The 17815-nt window shown below is 36.1% G+C and carries 16 protein-coding genes; all 16 read left to right on the top strand.

The features are described from left to right. Positions 1 to 22 precede the first annotated feature (22 nt). Positions 23 to 1516: a phage tail sheath C-terminal domain-containing protein gene (locus QP953_RS27625; protein ID WP_052593666.1), complete on the top strand. Its 1494-nt coding sequence runs from the start codon at positions 23 to 25 to the stop codon at positions 1514 to 1516. 94 nt (positions 1517 to 1610) lie between these two features. Continuing rightward, the gene (locus tag QP953_RS27620; RefSeq protein WP_052593663.1) at positions 1611 to 2093 is read left to right on the top strand and encodes a phage tail protein; all 483 of its coding nucleotides are present in this window, start codon (positions 1611 to 1613) and stop codon (positions 2091 to 2093) included. A gap of 351 nt (positions 2094 to 2444) precedes the next feature. Continuing rightward, the gene (locus QP953_RS27615) at positions 2445 to 3191 is read left to right on the top strand and encodes a phage tail protein (protein ID WP_052593661.1); all 747 of its coding nucleotides are present in this window, start codon (positions 2445 to 2447) and stop codon (positions 3189 to 3191) included. Between the two features lie 132 nt (positions 3192 to 3323). Further along, a complete protein-coding gene (locus QP953_RS27610) occupies positions 3324 to 3929 on the top strand; it encodes a phage tail protein (protein WP_081909457.1) in 606 nt (201 codons plus the stop codon). A 28-nt stretch (positions 3930 to 3957) separates the two neighbouring features. Further along, positions 3958 to 4140, top strand: coding sequence for a DUF5908 family protein (locus tag QP953_RS27605; RefSeq protein WP_309553556.1), 183 nt, complete (start codon positions 3958 to 3960; stop codon positions 4138 to 4140). A gap of 142 nt (positions 4141 to 4282) precedes the next feature. Beyond that, complete coding sequence (gene vgrG, locus QP953_RS27600; RefSeq protein ID WP_052593656.1) at positions 4283 to 6157, top strand: type VI secretion system tip protein VgrG; 1875 nt, start codon at positions 4283 to 4285, stop codon at positions 6155 to 6157. Between the two features lie 71 nt (positions 6158 to 6228). Then, a complete protein-coding gene (locus tag QP953_RS27595; protein WP_052593654.1) occupies positions 6229 to 6519 on the top strand; it encodes a PAAR domain-containing protein in 291 nt (96 codons plus the stop codon). Between the two features lie 315 nt (positions 6520 to 6834). Beyond that, positions 6835 to 9126, top strand: a complete 2292-nt coding sequence (locus QP953_RS27590) for a hypothetical protein (RefSeq protein ID WP_309553555.1) — start codon at positions 6835 to 6837, stop codon at positions 9124 to 9126. Positions 9127 to 9211: 85 nt separating this feature from the next. Continuing rightward, entirely contained in the window at positions 9212 to 9526 is a 315-nt protein-coding gene (locus tag QP953_RS27585; protein ID WP_309553554.1) for a hypothetical protein, read from the top strand. Positions 9527 to 9578: 52 nt separating this feature from the next. Next, a complete protein-coding gene (locus tag QP953_RS27580; RefSeq protein WP_309553553.1) occupies positions 9579 to 9866 on the top strand; it encodes a hypothetical protein in 288 nt (95 codons plus the stop codon). Between the two features lie 152 nt (positions 9867 to 10018). After that, complete coding sequence (locus QP953_RS27575) at positions 10019 to 10318, top strand: hypothetical protein (protein ID WP_309553552.1); 300 nt, start codon at positions 10019 to 10021, stop codon at positions 10316 to 10318. Positions 10319 to 10446: 128 nt separating this feature from the next. Then, a complete protein-coding gene (locus tag QP953_RS27570) occupies positions 10447 to 11391 on the top strand; it encodes a hypothetical protein (protein WP_309553551.1) in 945 nt (314 codons plus the stop codon). A 189-nt stretch (positions 11392 to 11580) separates the two neighbouring features. Continuing rightward, complete coding sequence (locus QP953_RS27565) at positions 11581 to 11991, top strand: GPW/gp25 family protein (protein WP_052593642.1); 411 nt, start codon at positions 11581 to 11583, stop codon at positions 11989 to 11991. 77 nt (positions 11992 to 12068) lie between these two features. Next, entirely contained in the window at positions 12069 to 15887 is a 3819-nt protein-coding gene (locus QP953_RS27560) for a baseplate J/gp47 family protein (RefSeq protein WP_052593640.1), read from the top strand. A gap of 218 nt (positions 15888 to 16105) precedes the next feature. Continuing rightward, on the top strand, positions 16106 to 16879 hold the full coding sequence (locus QP953_RS27555) for a hypothetical protein (RefSeq protein ID WP_052593638.1): 774 nt from the start codon (positions 16106 to 16108) through the stop codon (positions 16877 to 16879). A gap of 457 nt (positions 16880 to 17336) precedes the next feature. Then, positions 17337 to 17810, top strand: a complete 474-nt coding sequence (locus tag QP953_RS27550) for a hypothetical protein (RefSeq protein WP_052593636.1) — start codon at positions 17337 to 17339, stop codon at positions 17808 to 17810. Positions 17811 to 17815: the final 5 nt, after the last annotated feature.

Below are 17815 nucleotides of genomic sequence, written 5' to 3'. Positions count from 1 at the left end.
CTAAATTTAAACAAATTTAATCATGGCAAAACAATATGCAACACCCGGTGTGTATATCGAAGAGAAAAGTGCCTTTTCCAACTCTGTAGTTTCTGTAGCAACTGCAGTACCTGCTTTTATTGGGTATACTCAAAAAGCAGCAGCTGGTAAAAAAGACTTGACGAATGTTCCAATGCGAATTACTTCTATGGTGGAGTACATTAGCTTTTTTGGAGGAGCGCCAACAACTCAATTTACAATCGAAGCTGATGACAATAACTACAGCTTAGACGTAGAAGGAGAAACTAACTACAACTTGTTCCGCAGCTTGCAATTATTCTTTGCAAACGGAGGTGGTGCTTGTTACATCGTATCAGTAGGTAACTATACTGGTGGTGTGAAAGCTTCTGCTTTGATCGGTGCAGAAAATGGAGGTGGTATTACTGCTTTGTTGAAAGAGCAAGAGCCTACATTGGTTGTAATTCCAGATGCAGTATTACTAGAGGAAGGAGATTGTGCTTCTGTTCAACAAGCAATGATCAAACATTGTGGTGCGGATACTCGTAGCCGTTTTGCAATTTTGGACGTATGGAATGGTCACCAAGCTAGAACATTGTTGGATGACGATGTTGTAACTGCTGCTCGTACAGCATATGGTGGAAATTTCTTGGATTTTGGTGCAGCTTACTACCCTTGGTTGAACGCTACTGTTGTAAGTGCTGACGACTTGAGCTACAAAAACATTAGCAACGCTGATGGGCTTATCGACATCTTGAACAGTGAAGTTGACGAAAATGTAGCTGCTGGTTATGTAAAAGAAGAAAAAGGTGACATGATCAAAGAAGAGATCGCTAAGATTTCTGATGATGATGCTAACGCTACTGCTGTAAGCAACTTGTTGAAAGCAGTTAGTCCTATCTATAACGATATTTTAGGCCAAATGAAGGAGGCTCTTAACGTTCTTCCTCCATCTGGTGCTGTTGCTGGTATCTATGCATTGGTAGATAGCTCTGTGGGAGTTCACAAAGCACCTGCAAATGTAAGTGTATCGGCTGTTACTGGTCCTACAGTAAATGTTAATGCTGAGGAGCAAGAAAATTTGAACTTACCATTGAGCGGTAAAGCAGTTAATGCAATCCGTCCATTTGTTGGTAAAGGTACTTTAGTATGGGGTGCTCGTACTCTTGATGGAAACAGTGGAGACTGGAGATACATCAACGTACGTCGTACAATGATTATGTTAGAACAATCTATCAAGTTTGCTTGTGAGCCTTATGTGTTCCGTCCAAATGATAGCAACACTTGGTTGGCTGTTAGAACAATGATTTCTAACTTCTTACGTAATCAATGGCAAAGTGGTGCATTAGTAGGAAATAGCGAAGCAGAAGCTTATGCTGTAGATTGTGGTCTAGGAACTACAATGACTCCTCAAGATGTACTAGATGGTTACATGAAAGTATCTGTTAAAGTAGCAATCTCTCGCCCTGCCGAGTTTATTGTAATCTCTTTCCAACAAAAAATGCCTGGTGGCGAATAGACTCTAGTCAATTAAATTAGAAGTCGAACACATCAAAGCATGATTTGGTTTTAGTAAAAAATATTTAAAAAAAAAGATTTAAACTTTATATATTATGAGTGATTATAGTGGAACTTCGGTCAATCCATTCGAATGGCCATTAGTTAAATTCTCTTTCCGTGTAACTATCGACGGACTTCCTGAATTAGGTTTCCAAACTGTTGAAGGACTAGAGTCTGAAATAACTGCTATAGAGTACCGCATGGGGAACTCTGATTTCCTTTTCAAATCTAAGAGACCAGGTATGGTTTCATTCAGTAACGTTACTTTCAAGAAAGGTGAATTTTTGGGTGATGCTAACTTAAAAGATTGGTGGCACATGTACGCTTGGGAGCACACAACTAACCGTAACGAGCGTAAAGAAATCTTGATTGAGCTTTTGGATGAAGCAAGTGACGTAATGATGACTTGGACACTTTATGGTGCTTTCCCTGTTAAATTTACTCCAACTAGCTTGGATGCTGAAGCAGATTCTGAAGTTGCTTTCGAAGAACTTGAGGTTGCTATCGAATCTTTCGTTCTAGAAAAAGGATCTTAAGAATAATTAATATTGCAAAAGTTATTCAGTATGCAATCAATAGGCATATGTTAACTTTAAAATGCAATTTTAATCTTAAGTTAATTTTATAAAAATTATTGTTCCTTGATTATTTATAATGTTTTCCTAAAAACAGCATTAATCGTAGATAATCAATACATATAAGAATAATTTATTGACCTAGTAGAATCCATTTTCTGCTAGGTCAATTTTTTATTTGTATTATTCGAATAAGTTTTGTACTTTAGAGTTACTTGATTTTTCTAATTTGAATGCCCTCCTAAATTAGGTTTGTATTTGACATTTGAATATCATTTTCTTTGTTTTCAATGTTTTGAAATTCCCTATAATATGGCAAAAAAAGTATCTAATAGTAATAACAACCCCCACTTAAATGCTGATGGAGTGGGAGACCTATCTCATTTAAATCCTACGAATACAAATCCTGTTAGCAAGATTGGAGATTTGTCTCATCTACAAATTTCTGCTGTTGGGCAAAACCAAATTAAGCAGGTAAATACAGGAGGAAATTTGTCACACAATGAATGGCCATTAACCAAATTTGCTTTTGAAATCAACATAGGAGGCTTTACGGGCAATGTGTCCTTTCAAGGAATGGATGGAATGGGAGCCACAATCGCAACCATGAAGTTTAGGGATGGCAACTCAAACAAATTTTATGAACAAAGTCGACCTACCTTAACTTCTTATGATCCCGTAACCTTAAAAAAAGGTATGTTTTCGGGAGATACAGATCTTTTTGATTGGTTTTCTAATGTATCGCAAGGCTCTATGTTTAGCGACATGAGAACTGTCACCATCAATTTGTCAGAACTAACAGGAGGAGGACGAACACATATGTTTACTTGGACGCTAGAAAAGGCTTTTGTGACCAAATTTACACCCTCTAATTTAGACGGTGAGGCAGAGAGTGAAATAGCTATTGAAGAAGTAGAGCTAACGTATCAATCTTTTTCAATGAATGCTGGTTCAGGTCTTCTTGGTTCTGTCTTAGGCGGTATTGGAAGTATCGTAGGCGGTGCTGTAGGAGGCGCAATCGGTGGTGCCATTGGTGGTGCTGTATCTAAAATTTTCTAATCTAATAATAGCATCCATTCATTTCCTATAATCAATAGCGTTTTTTGATTAGAAGAAATGCAAATAGCTGATAACATCAAGTATTCTATTGATAAGCAGCTTCTAAAAGATACGATTAACAATCAATAAGTTATGGACTTACTATCGAATATAGTTGGCTTCATGAATGAACCGATTCCGAGTTTTTTCTTTGAAGTCTTATTTTTTGAAAGATCAGATTCCTTCTCGTTTAAGACGATGTCAATTTCTGCTTCTTTAGCATTGCAAGCATTAGACCCAATGGCTACTGCTTTTTCAGATGTACAAGGATTAAAAATGAGTTTTGCAACAACTCCTTTAAATGAAGCAGGTTGGTCTACTCCAAGACCTTCTTTTGATAAAATTGATAACGATGAGTTGGTACTGCAACGCTATTTGAGACCTCGTCATATTGGAGTAATGGGATTCTCATTAGATCCTACTAGTGAATGGTGCCAAAAGACAATGTCCTCTGCTAAAACTTGGGAAGAGAAAATAGAAGTGAAAGATATTATGATTTGTATCTATCACCCTATGATTCAAAATCCATTACCGATTGGTCCTTCCTCTTTTCCTGTAGCAGGATTTTTGATTCACGAGGCTTTTCCAACAAGTTGGGAAATTTCTGATTTGAGCTCAACATCTGGAGATGCACCAATTAAGGAAACCATCAAGTTTAAGTATACAGAAATTGAACGTTTAGAAATTCCTCCATCCTAATTTTTTATCTAAATAAATATATATTACTATGTCTATTTCAATTAAAAAATTGCTGTTTAATACAAAAATTAATAAAAAAAGTAAAGGCAGCTCTAAAGATGCTACCGAAGGTGGTGGCGGTGGTGCAATGTCTAAATTAGAAAAAGAGGAACTAATTCAAGAGTGCTTGGATAAAGTTCGAGATATGATAGAATACGAATTGAAACCTTAAATTGTTTTGTGGTAGATCGAAATGGCAATGATATTGGCACAAAGATTTATAAATAAGGTTTAATTTTTTTAGCGTTTAAATACTTGAGGACTATTATTAGTACTTAAAATAAAACGCAACTAATATTTATTATAAAAATAGAATGGCTGATTCTCCTATAAAAAAACTCGGTAGTGGGGTTATTAACCTCGAAGTTACAGTAGATGGTACGAAACTTCCTGATGCTATGCTTGTGTTAGAGACAGAGGTTGTTAAGGAAATTAATAAGATACCTTATGCTAGAGTGGTTATTTTTGATGGCGATTCTAGAGAGCAAACCTTTCCTCAAAGTGAAGAAAGTATGTTTGAACCAGGGGCTGAAATAGAAATTAAAGTATCTCATGACCCTTCGTCAACGATGGAAAGTATCTACAAAGGCTTAATCGTAGAGCATGGGATTAAATTGAATCGAAATGGTTCTTCTTGTTTGACACTAATTTGTCGAGATGAAGCATTGGCATTAACTGTTGGGCGTAGAAATATGATTTTTTATGACCAAAAAGACTCTGATATCATTTCTGCAATAATTAAAGATTCTGGTATCAAATCCAAAGCAACTGTAGAAGCAACTAAGGCAACACACAAAAAATTGATACAATATTATTGTACCAATTGGGACTTTATTCAAGCTAGAGCGGATGCGAATAGTTTGGTTACCATTGTTAACGATGGAGAGATTAATATAAAAAAACCAACTGTATCCGAAAAAACAGATATTTCAATTACTTATGGTGTTGATTTGATGGAAATGGACTTGAAAATTCATTCTTCACACCAATATGAAGAAGTTCAAGCAAATTTTTGGGATCATACAACACAAGCTATTGAAAATACAGCAGGAACAAAACCAACAACGAATAAACAAGGTGACATTGACAGTGCTAAATTATCAAGTGTCTTAAAGCCAAAAGAGTTGGTGCATTCGTCAGCACCTATAACAAAGGATTTTATTCAATCTTGGGCAGACTCGGTTTATCAACGTGGTCATCTGTCAAGAATTCGAGGTCGAGTTAAGTTTGTTGGATCTGAGAAAATAGAGGTTGGGAAAGTGGTAGAATTAGTTGGCTTTGGTTCTCGTTTTAATGGAGATGCCTATATAGGAAAAGTACGCCATACTATTAAAAATGCTCAATGGTTGACAGAAGTGGAGTTGGGCTTACCTGAAAAACCACATTTAGAAAAATATCCTTCTGCTAGCCCTTTGGGGGCAGGTGGTGCTTTGCCTGCGATTAATGGGTTACAACATGGTGTTGTTATACAGGTTAATGATGACCCTGATGGAGAATATAGAGTCTTGGTCAATATCCCAATTATTGACAATCTAGAAGGTGAAGGTGTTTGGGCTAGAGTCTCACAGCTCTACGCTACTGAAGATTGTGGAATGGTTATTTTTCCCGAAGTAGGTGATGAGGTAGTCTTAGGTTTCTTTGATAATGACCCAACATACCCTGTTATACTTGGTTCTATGTATAGTAGTAAGCGAAAAATTACAACTGAAGAATCGCACGACCCTACTGATGTGAATCATATGAAAGCGCTTTCTTTCAATAAAGGAAAGTTGCGCATGGAGTTTTTTGATGAACCAGGTAAGAATATATACAAGGTATTTACAGAGGATAAAATGATGATTCAAATTGATGATGATAAAGATACCATCACAATTGATGACCCTGTTAATAAAAATAATATCTTGTTGGATTCCAAGGGAGTAACGATGACGGTAGATCAAGATTTGACGATTGATGTTACTGGAGATATCAAAATTACAGCAGGAAAAGGTATTGCTATGGAAGCAACAAATGATATCACTGGAAAAGGGATGAATGTTAAGTTTGAAGCACAAACAAACTTTGAGGCAAAGGGAACCGCTGCATTTAAAGCAGAAGGTGCTCAGTTTGAGGTCAAAGGTTCTGGAATGGGAACAGTAGATGGTGGTGGAATGTTAACGGTTAAAGGGGGGATGGTTATGATTAACTAATCATCTGTTTTGAAACAGTGTATTATAAGTATCAATGAAAAAATATTCTTTAATAAAAAATAAATAAAACTATGGCGCCTCCAGCATCAAGATTAACAGATATGCACGTTTGCCCAATGGTTACAGGAACAGTACCTCATGTTGGTGGTCCAATTTCAGGACCTGGTTGCCCAACGGTTATGATTGGTAAATTACCTGCTGCATTGGTTGGAGATATGTGTGTGTGTACCGGTCCCCCAGATACGATTGCAATGGGGTCTACGACTGTTTTAATAGGTGGTATGCCTGCTGCTCGGTTGGGAGATACTTGTGCACATGGTGGTTCTATCGTTTTGGGCGAATTTACTGTAATGATAGGCTAAATATAAACGTTTCGTGTAAATTTAAAATCCTCTTTTAGGCTTGGCTTAAAAGAGGATTTTTTATTGATCTAAAGCGCAAATGTATCGAAATGTATCCAAATGTATCGAAGTGTAACTAATTGTAAATGAATATAAAATATATTTATTAATATCTGTTTTTTACTGTTTTTTTTTGAATGTTTTTTTTCTATCTTAGTGCCTTTAACGACAAGCTTATTTTTTCATCTCTATTAAATCAACGTAATGGTTACTGTATTGTATGGAAATATTGCCTTGGTGATATCCTTTTTTTTAATTTTTTTTAACTCTAAGAACATGAAAGATACAGAGAACAAAGCATTAGAAGAACCTTTAACACATCTAATACAACAAGTAAAGCGGATTCAGAATCACTGTAAGCTCAATAATATAGATTTGAGGACTGTATTTTCTGAGCAGGAATTAAAACAGTATGAAGCAGATATAGCTTACCTAAAAACAATTACACCTGAAATCAAAGGAATGAGCAATTACTCTTTTACAGGAGAGCCTGATGATATAGGAAAGAAAGAGTTTCTAAAAGTTGCCAGTGAAATTCTAAGTCAATTGCTTCAATCTAAAGATCCTTTTCAACTTTTTGACCCTCAATTGGTCAACAATGGAGCGTATAGTATTGATACAGAAAAATTGAAAACAAACTTAGGTAAATTAAAACCGCATACGCCTTTGGGGCAAAAATTTATGGAGTTGTTTCAGGGAAATATTTCGGCTTGCACGACCGTAGACAACACACAAAAAGTACTTAGTGCCATTCTCAATAAATTTAATAATAAGAGCTATTTATTAAAGCATTATAGCAATTATCAAACCACATACAACCAAGAAAATTCAACAGATGAATTGAATCTAGCAGCAATCTTTGCTTCTGATCTACGAGGAGATTTTGGAGGGTTGCAGCACAGTATAAAAACTTGTGTGGTTCATGCTATTGATGATGTTGCTTTTAATTTGAATAAAGAGTTAAGTAAGGAGGAAGAACTAAAGAAGGAAAAAGAAGAATTAAAGAAAGAAAAAACTGAATTAAGGAAGCAAGAATTTCGAAAAGCGTTTGCAGCCTGGAAGGCAAAACAAGACGAAATATGTTCAAGCATTATTAGCCACGATACCAAAACAGATTCTATTTGCAATATGTCCAAAGCTGCTTTTTTTACGGCTTTGGTAGAGGCTTGCAACGATTGGCAAAAGACACAACCATTGCTGTCAAAAGAACTGCGGGTAAATATAATGGCAGAGTTGAGGGAAGATGCTCAAGTGAAAGATTTTGTCAATGCAATGTCCAAATCCCTTCTTTCGATTCATACGCCAGAAGAGTATATTTACAAAAGTTGGCAAGAATCGCAGGTGATGCCCTCTTTTAGCGTGTTAAAAACGGCAATTATTACGTCTTCAGACGGTACAAGTCCCTATAACTTTATTGGAGAATATGTAGAGTGGGCTGCTGAAGTCAGCGGGGCATTAGATAGCTTGCAGTTGCCGCCAACACAGCAATTTGATGCCAATAAACTATTAAAAAAGTTCGAAAAATTATTTTCCAACAAAGAATTGAGTATCTTTTATCCTGTATTAAAACAATCTATTCAAGCGATTGGTAGTCCATTTCCTAGTCGTACGGATGTCAGCGAAGCATGGCAAAATGCTTTGTATCAGGTAACTATGAATGGTGGTTCGGTACGTTCTTTATTTAATAGTTTGAGCTTTGAGGAAAAACAGCAGATAGAGAATATTAGCAATCAACTACGCAGTAATGCGCCAATAGACTCTATCAAAGCAATTTTCTTGGACAGCAAACGTCCTAAGCTTAGCATAAAACCTTTATTAGCAAAGGGAGAAGCCTTAAACTTGGTCATTAAACTAAAAGATGGCTCGGTGCTTAATAGCACTATTTTTACAAAAATAGAGTCACTCAATGAACGTGCTTATGCAATGCCTACGGATATTTCTTTGACGGTGGCGAATAAAAATGGTTTGGAGTTTCAAGCAACAGATTTTTATGCTTTAAGCCCAATAGAGCATGGAAAAGAAGGGATTAGTTGTGATTTTGAATTTAAAATTCTCCTTTCTAAAGCGAAAGGCTCGGTGACTAGAGGTTCTGAAACGGGTAGCAGTTACGGAATCGAGTTAGGTTCTGAAAGTTCAGAGACCGAGGTAGATATCGATGTGACGAATAATACCTTGGGGGTAGATGGTTCGCTCCAAGCTCCTAAGTGGATTCCTAATGTATTAAAGAAATTTAATCCTATTAGCTATTTGGTGGATGGAGAAGTGTCAGGGCATTATGCTTATGATTGGGGAAAGGAAGAAGGAACAGAAAAAACAAAAGGAACATTTAATTCTTCTAACTATAATCGTTCTACTAGTACCACGCAAGAAATCACAGAGGAGCGAGGAGTCGATACTAGTTTCCTTGTTGTAAAAGGACATCTTTATTCTTTTAACTTTACCTCAGAAGGAACCATTGAAGTCGATGTTAATGTCTTAGAAGGACAGATTACTTCTCCAGATGCGAAAGGGGCTATTCCTGCGCAACTTCAAATGACAAGAGGGAAAACCTTGCATTGGAAAAAATAGGAGTTAAATTTCAGGACAGAAGGCAAATGGACTTTTTAGACTTCTGCTTTTAAATTTTTATTTAAACACTAAAACAAAATTAACAATGAAAGAGACAACATTTTTAGGTCAATGCAAAGGAGTTGCTTTGGTTTTTTCTGCTGTGGCGCTACTATTGTTTGGAGCGGCGGCATTGGTATATTCGGCTAGCCCTGTTCAAGCGAATCATGAACCAAAGACTACTTATGGAACTGGGAAGTATATGATGAGTTTAAGTTCTATTTATGGAGAAGGAAGAGCTAATTGGTATATTTTAGTATGGGATACGGAAACAGGTCGTTCAAAGTTTTACTATGGTAATAAAAATGAAGGAATGAATGCTGCCAATGGGCAGTATCAAATTCCTGCTAGTCCGTTGTAGTAATAAAAACTTAGAAAATCTTTGGAATGTAAAAATTGAAAAGAAATACATCATGGATAAACTAACACAACGCCTTTTGGGCATAGCAGCGATTATTTTCGCTTTTGCTTTCTTAATTCGATCTTTTAGTCCTGTTCAAGCGAATCATGCCCCACAAACTACCTATGGAACGGGGAAGTATATGATGCAGATGGAGGCAGTAATGGGAGATGGTGTAATGAATTGGTATTACGTGGTATGGGATACCGAAACAGGACGTTCAAAATTTTATTACGGAAATAAAGGAGAAGGTATATTGTTGGCTTCAAGTCATTATACGTTACCATCTAGTCCATTGTAATTATACCACATAATTAGATGTACAATCGAAAAACAACTTGATTTAAGACCTTTGCCAAGAAAAGACATAATTAAAAAATGGATTGGTATACAATTTGTCATATATTAGTCGTTCTTAAATAACATTTCATTAAAATCTAAAAAAAATACATCATGGATAAGATAACACAACGCATATGTGCCAGTTTGTTTGGTACAGCAGCGATTATTTTTGCCTTTGCTTTTTTAATTCGCTCGGCTAGCCCCGCTCAGGCTAATTATGAACCAAAGACTACTTATGGTACTGGGAAGTATATGATGAGCTTACAGGCAACGATAGGTAGCAATCAAATGAATTGGTATATTCTTGTATGGGATACAGAAACAGGACGCTCAAAGTTTTATTATGGTAACAAAGGCGAAGGAATGAGTCTAGCTAATGGGCAATATCAATTGCCTTCGAATCCATTATAGTTAAAAATAAAAGATTAATAATGAAAACCCTTTGGAAATGCCAAAGGGTTTTTTTATTTTTATAAGTGCAGAGTTTGGATGCAAATAAATTCTGTTATTATTTATATGAACTCAAATTAAAAGGCAATATGGGCAGTTTTTTTTCTGGTAGTGACGATGGGATTTCTCGTTTAACCATTACCTCACATAAAAAATTAACTTGTACGGATGAGGAAGTAAATACTTTTGAGGTGCAAATGAATCCAGAAAATGTGGAGTATAGTTTTGGGATTGAAGATCCGAAAGGCAAGAGTGGTAAAGATAACCAAGGAGCAGGAATTGGCACCCCAGGCTCATCAGGAGGACCACCAGCTGTATTCTCAGGGTATCAAAGAATTGTAATGGACTTTAAGTTCTATGCTGATGCAACGGGAATTGTACCTGTTAAAGACTCGATAAAGGAGCAATTTTTTTTAGATGATAAAAAAACACCTTCTATTCGAAAGCACTTGGATTTGTTGCAAAATACGGTGTATGGATACGAACCAGAAGTGCATGGACCACCTTATTTAAAATTGGTTTGGGGAAATATTTTCCCAGATACGGGAAACGACAATAAGGAGAAAAAACCAGCGGTTTTTAAGGGAACATTAGAAAGTTGTACGGTTAAGATTGTTCTTTTTTCCTTGAAAGGAGAACCTGTTAAAGCAGAAATTAACCTAAAATTAAAGTCCGAAATTGCCCCAGAAGCTCGTCCAATGGGAAATTCTCCCGATATTACGCACCATGTAGATATTAGTCATGGCGATAAGATGACCATGCATTGTGAACGCATCTATGGGCGTTATGATAGCAAAATTTGTTCGGCGGTAGCGGAGTACAATAACTTGATTGATTGGGATTTGAAGCCTGAATCTAAAATGGTTTTTCCTTCTATTCATTTATTAAATCAAGAGTATTTGGATAATTATGAGGATATGGAAGTTAGACCGCTTGACGAGCAGTCAGAATACGAGCAAATGGTGGAGTTGATTGGAGAAAAACGAGCCAAGCAACACTTTAAGGCTTTTCCGTTTAAAACAGGGGAAGCATAATAGATAACGAAATGAGCTCTAAAGGGGCTTTTGTTTTGGTTTATAAGTTCCTTTTATAAAAAAATATACTCCTTACGACAATATCTAGATAAGAAAGTATAGAAAGGATATTAAGTAAAGATAAAAATAATAGTAACCTGTTTATTTCCTCATGGTTATAGCAGATTGCTAACGAAATAAAAAATAAAAATGGCAGAAAATAAATCTTTTTTAGGTTCTGGATGGAGTTTTCCTCCTCGATTTTTGGATAGTACAGAGGGTTTAGAACTTTCTCATAATGATAGAGATATAGCAGAATCTATCTATATTTTATTGTCTACAACTCCAGGGGAACGTGTGATGAATCCTGGGTATGGCTGTAATCTACAGAGCATGGTCTTCTCTTCGGTAACTACCTCTACCAAAACAAGAATAGAAGATTTGATTTCTACCGCGATTTTATTTTATGAACCAAGGGTGAACTTGGTCGCAATTGAAATTGACGATACGCATCAATTAGAAGGGAAATTGGAAATTAATATTGTCTACGATATCAAAGGCACCAACTCCCGTAAGAATATGGTGTATCCGTTCTACTTAACAGAGGGAACAGATATCTAAAAAGATGTATGTACTTGCAGATATACCAAGCAAGGACCTAGCTATGAACCAAAAAAAGTATCCCACAACCACATATTATGAGTCAAAATAATAATACCCATATATTACATTGGAACGGCGTTTCGCAAGATGAACGCGTTCTAAAAGCTTTGTTGCCCGATTCTGTTCAAGTAGATGAACGTTCAATCAGTGATATTTTGGCTTTTGCGGCTAAATTTGCAGAGATCGTTCAGTACTATAATTTAGAGAACACTAGAGATGGCAGTTGGAGTCGGTTCTTTGAAAAAGATGAAACCATCTTTTTGTCTACTATTGTTTCTACGGATTTGCATAAGATTGAGAAAGAGCACAATCGCTTGATCCATATCTTAGACAATGCTCCAAGAGCAGAAGAAAAGTTGGAAGCTTTGGAGGGATTGATGCAACAGATTTTGGATTTGGCAAAGCAAATCAATGATTGGTATATGCATGCGCTGAACATGGATCGCTTGAATATGATGCATTCTTCAGAGCTAGAAAATGAATTAGAAAATGCCATTAAACAGCAGTTAGCACAAAATTTAATGGATTTGTTGGTGTACCAAGAAGATTTAGGATTTAATCCAACAGGACCGTTTAGTGCCGCAGAAATTCGTAAGCATTTTCATAGCAATTGGTTCAAGAAACACGAACAAATTGGGGCTAGAAATATCTTGATTAAAGGTAGAGAGTCGGCTGATAAGATTAAAAGTTATACTAAAAAAATACGGATACAATTCCGTACCTTCTACAGTGTGACTTCTTATATCTTGCAAATTGCACCTAAATATTTGATGGAATCGCTAACGGGCAAAGCCAACCATCGTCCAGATATTGCGCTGTTTATTTCTTTTGCAAAGATGTTTAAGAAATTACAGTATCAAGTTAATACGCTCACAGAAAAGCATTTAGACTTTTATTATTATAACGTACTAAAACAACGTCAGCAAGGTTTGGCTCCAGACCGTGCCAATGTTTATTTTAATGTGGCAACACATATTGATACCCATCTCTTGGAAAAAGGGACGTTGTTGACTGCGGGGAAAGACGAACATGGTGTAGAGCATTTTTATGCTACAGAGGATGACCTAACACTCAATCAAGCTAAAGTTGAGTCGATTCATACCTTGTTTGTGAGTAAAAACCCTAAAATTGGCATTGGAAGTTCCTACCGAGTTATCACAAATTTATATTCAGCCAATATAGCTAATTCCAAAGATGGTGAAGGAGGGCGTTTTGTCAATGATGAAGAAAACTGGCCAACATTTGGGCACGAAATCTTAGAGTTGCCTAAGGATGAACAACAAATGAAATTTGCAGATATAGGATGGGCGATGTCGTCTCCTATTTTGGAAATGGATGAAGGACATCGAATTGTCACGATGAACTTTAAGTTTGTGCAAAGTACGATGTACACACTCAATTTGTTGATAAAAGATATTAGTATCAATCAAGATATTTCACGTGAAGATGCTTTTTCTAAAATATTTAAAAATAGTTTGGAAGTATTCTTTACGACTCAAGAGGGGTGGGAGCAAGCATATACTTGCGAAATTTTGCCTCCAAATGAATGGGGAAGCCCTGAAATTACCATCGTTGCTACACTAACAGCCAATGCCCCTAGCGTTGTGAAATATGATGCTGAAGTGCATGGTGACGGTTATCAAACTAAAGACCCTGTTATTCGTATATTGCACAGAAATGAAGGTTCATTCTTTTCCTACTCATTCTTAAAAGAGTTAGAGGTTCAACGAATTGGCTTGGATATAGATGTAAAAGAAATAAAAGGTTTGTCTTTGTCTAGCGATGTAGGGACAATTTACCCTAATGTGCCTTTCCAACCTTTTGGTCCAATTCCTCAAGTAGGTTCTTATTTGATGATTGGAAAAGAAGAGATTTTCAAAAAAGAAATTACAGATTTACAGTTCAATATAGAATGGCATGCTTTGCCTGATGATAAAAAAGGTTTCAGAGGGCATTATAAAGATTATGGATTAGGAATTAAGAACGACCAGTTTGAGTTGAAGTTAACTGCTTTGTCAGATGGTGTGTTCCATCCTGTCGAGGAGGAGGTGCCGTTGACGTTTAAAATGTTTGAGGCGGAAGAAGATAACCCACAAGCGATTCACCACAAGCGAACTATTTGTGATATAGATGTGGATGCTCTGAACATCAAACCTGATGAGGAACTAGAGATGCGTCCTAACTACGATCACGAGGCTAGAGCAGGATACTTTAAATTAGAAATTTTTGGTCCAAAGGTGGCTTTTGCTCATAGAGAATATGCTAAAATATACGCTAAGCGCGTCAAATACAATACCGATCCTAAACGAAAAGGACCTGAAAAACCATTGCCACTACAGCCTGTTGCTCCAATGATGAAATCAATTACCATTGATTATTCTGCGACGACAGAGATTAACGTATTGTCTATGGGAACCCTAACGAAAGGAGAAGAGACCAAAGAGCAGATTTATCACATCCACCCATTTGGAATTATTCAAACGTTTGGAAAAGGGCGTTCGTCGAACCGACTGTTAATGCCTAATTATGATGATAACGCTTATTTGTATTTAGGTGTTAAGGGCTTAGTGCCACCCAATAATTTGACCTTATATTTTGAATTAAAAGAAAATATTAACTTGTTCTCTGATGAAGCGGCCAAGTTTGCTAAACCAGAGGTGGTTTGGAGCTATTTATCTGAAGATGAGTGGAAGGATTTTTCTCAGAATATGATTCTGTCTGATACGACAAATGGGTTTAACAATTCTGGAATTATCAATTTAGAAATTCCACGTGATTTGACAGATAAAAATTCTATTTTGGAGAGTGGCTTGCATTGGTTAAGAGTAACTGTGAAAGGCGAGCCAAGTTTGTTGCCTAGATGTTTGAAAGTTGCTACACAAGCAGTTCGGGTGGTGTGGCAAGATAACGGTCATAGTGCTACGCATTTGGTAGAACCATTGCCAGGGTATACGATTAAAAAATTGGCATCGTCTATTGCACAAGTGAGAGGAGTCAATCAACCGTTCCCTTCTTTTGGCGGTCGCCCAGGAGAAACTAAGTATGATTTTTATAGAAGAACAAGCGAGCGTTTGCGCCATAAAAACAGGGCGGTATCGGCTTGGGATTATGAACGATTGGTGTTGGAAAAATTCCCCAACATACATCAGGTGAAATGTGTGACTCACGTAGGAAATGAAAATTTTGTCGATCCAGGAACGGTTATTTTAGTAGTAGTCCCTAAAATTGATAAAAATTCAAGAAGTTATCATTTACCAATGGTTAACTTTACAGTATTGAATGCCATCAAGGAGTATTTGGAACAATTGTCTTCTCCTTTTGTAACAATCCAAGTTCGTAATCCAATTTACGAGCGAGTCAAAATTACGGCAGGAGTTCGTTTTGAGAAAGGTAAGAATAATGGTACTTACTTGAAGAAACTCAATCAAGATATTATTGAATTCTTATGCCCTTGGATGTTGGGTGGTTCTCAAGAATTAAATTTGGGCGGTACATTGGTAAAAGATGTTGTCCTGAGCTTTATTGAGAAATGTGATTATGTCGATTTTGTAACTAAATTTTCTGCGGTACAAGTTTTCCCAGAGGATGGTGTAGGGTTTGATGTAGATGATACGGCAATTCATGCAACCAATTCTCCATTGATAAAAGCAACGAAACCTTGGTCTATTTTGATTCCTTTTGAATCGAATCCTATTTACTTCTTGGATGATGAAACATTCCAAGTTCCAGAAAAAGCATCTATTAGTTCGATGATTATTGACGGAGACTTTGTAATGACAGAGGAAAAAGAAAGAGATTTAGATGATTATTTATCTGATAAACGTCGCAAAAAGGATGAAGAAGACGAAGATTAGTGGTGTCGTTTTTAGATTCCCTAATTAGAATTTTGTCTTTTTGTAGAAAAAAATCTTAACTTAGTACACTGTCCATTAAACTATATCGTCTTTAGTGGATAGTGTATTTAAGGTTGATAATACCTTATTTTTTCTATAGAGAATTAAAATAAAATTTTTGGTGGACAGTAACTTTATGCAATAGAATTGAGTTATTGTTGATAATTATAAATTAAGCTATGACGCTATTAACTAGAACTACACTTAAAAATTTGTTTACAAGAGGATCTGTACCAACAGAAGTTAATTTTTCTGATTTCATAGATTCTACCGTAAATAAAGTAGACGATGGTTTTTCGCAAAGCCCAGAACATGGTTTTATGTTAGCTCCTCAAGGCGCTAATAGAAAATTGATGAGTTTCTTTGAAAGTATTCGAGATCCTAATGCTGCTTTTAGTTTGTCTTTAAATCCTACTCGCCATAGCAAAGGATTAAGCTTGGACGATGCAGAGCACAACAGTATTTTGTTCTTAAGAGATACGGGAGATATTGGTATTGGCACAACAACACCTCAGTATAGATTGGAGGTGAATGGCATGGCTGGTATGGCTGGTCGTGTCGGAACATTTGCTTCTGGAGAAGTAAAGGCAAATGGTGAATGGCAGACTATCATCGACCGCTTAGAAGGAGTAGAGGCGTTTGAGTTGGTGGCTCAAGCAGGAGGTAAGGAAGGGCGAGGCAAATATGCCTTTACATATGCAATCGCTTTATCTAATTATGGTGTAGGGAAAATCCAACACATTCGATCTACTTATAGCCGAATATTGGGACCTTTGTTTCATAAAATATCTTTTCGCTGGGCAAAAGGAAATGATGGCTATCAACTCCAAGTTAAAACAGCTCAAAACTATGGCTTTTTAGATGAAAAAGATTCTAAACCAGCCAAAATTAGATATTATGTATCCAAACTCTGGGATACTTCAATGATTGCTGAAGATGAAAATAAACGTTAGTTTTTTTGTTTGGATGAAAGTTAATCCAAATTAAATTACTCTTATAGAAGATAAGGCAAGAACTTAGGCAAAAGAGAAAACAATCAGAAGATTATTAAGATACCAACCATTCCGAAGCATCGAGGATGGTTTTTTCTTTTATAATAAGAGTATCAATTCCTAATCTTGAACCTCAAGAGCAAGAAGTCACATTTTTAGAATTCTAAAAAAAGTATATCTTTGCACAATCCTCTGAAGTAGTATTTCTTATTGTTTAGAATACATGAATAAGCAAATCTATATTCAAATTTTTTCATTGAAAAAATTGTCCTACTCGTTTTGCCAACAACTTTTCTATTTTCCTGTTATAAATGCTGTTAAAATAAGTTATTGAGAATTAATCGGAACAGTTTTCGTAAAAAGAAAGCCGAAAGTAGAAGCTATTTTATTTTAAAAATCTTTTTTAATAGAGAAAAACATGACATTGAATATACCAATTTTAGTACTATTTCTAGGCATTAGTTTTGGGGGAGTAGGCTTAAATACTACTTTTTATAATGCCTTGTATAGCGACTCTTTGGAGACAGTTGAAACTGCCTTAGAAGCGTTAAATAGAGAAAAAACAACGACAATGGTAGAAGCTTATAAAGGAGGCTTGATCATGAAAAAGTCGGATTATCTTAAGTCGGCTGCAAAAAAAATCGAGACATTCAAGCAAGGACATCAATTACTAGAATCTGCTATTAAAAAAGAGCCTAAAAATCCTGAATATCGTTTCATTCGTTTGACAATTCAAGAGCATGCGCCTAAGATTTTAAAATATAACAAACAAATAGAAGAAGATAAGGCAATCATTGTAAAAGGCTATGGAAAAATGAGCTCTAAGACACGCGCTTATGTGTTAGATTATGCAAAACAATCGGATATTTTGTCTGCTAAAGATTTTGAATAAATAAG

The sequence above is a fragment of the Aureispira sp. CCB-E genome, from assembly GCF_031326345.1.
Classification (GTDB): domain Bacteria; phylum Bacteroidota; class Bacteroidia; order Chitinophagales; family Saprospiraceae; genus Aureispira.
This window is presented reverse-complemented; position numbering and strand designations above follow the sequence as displayed.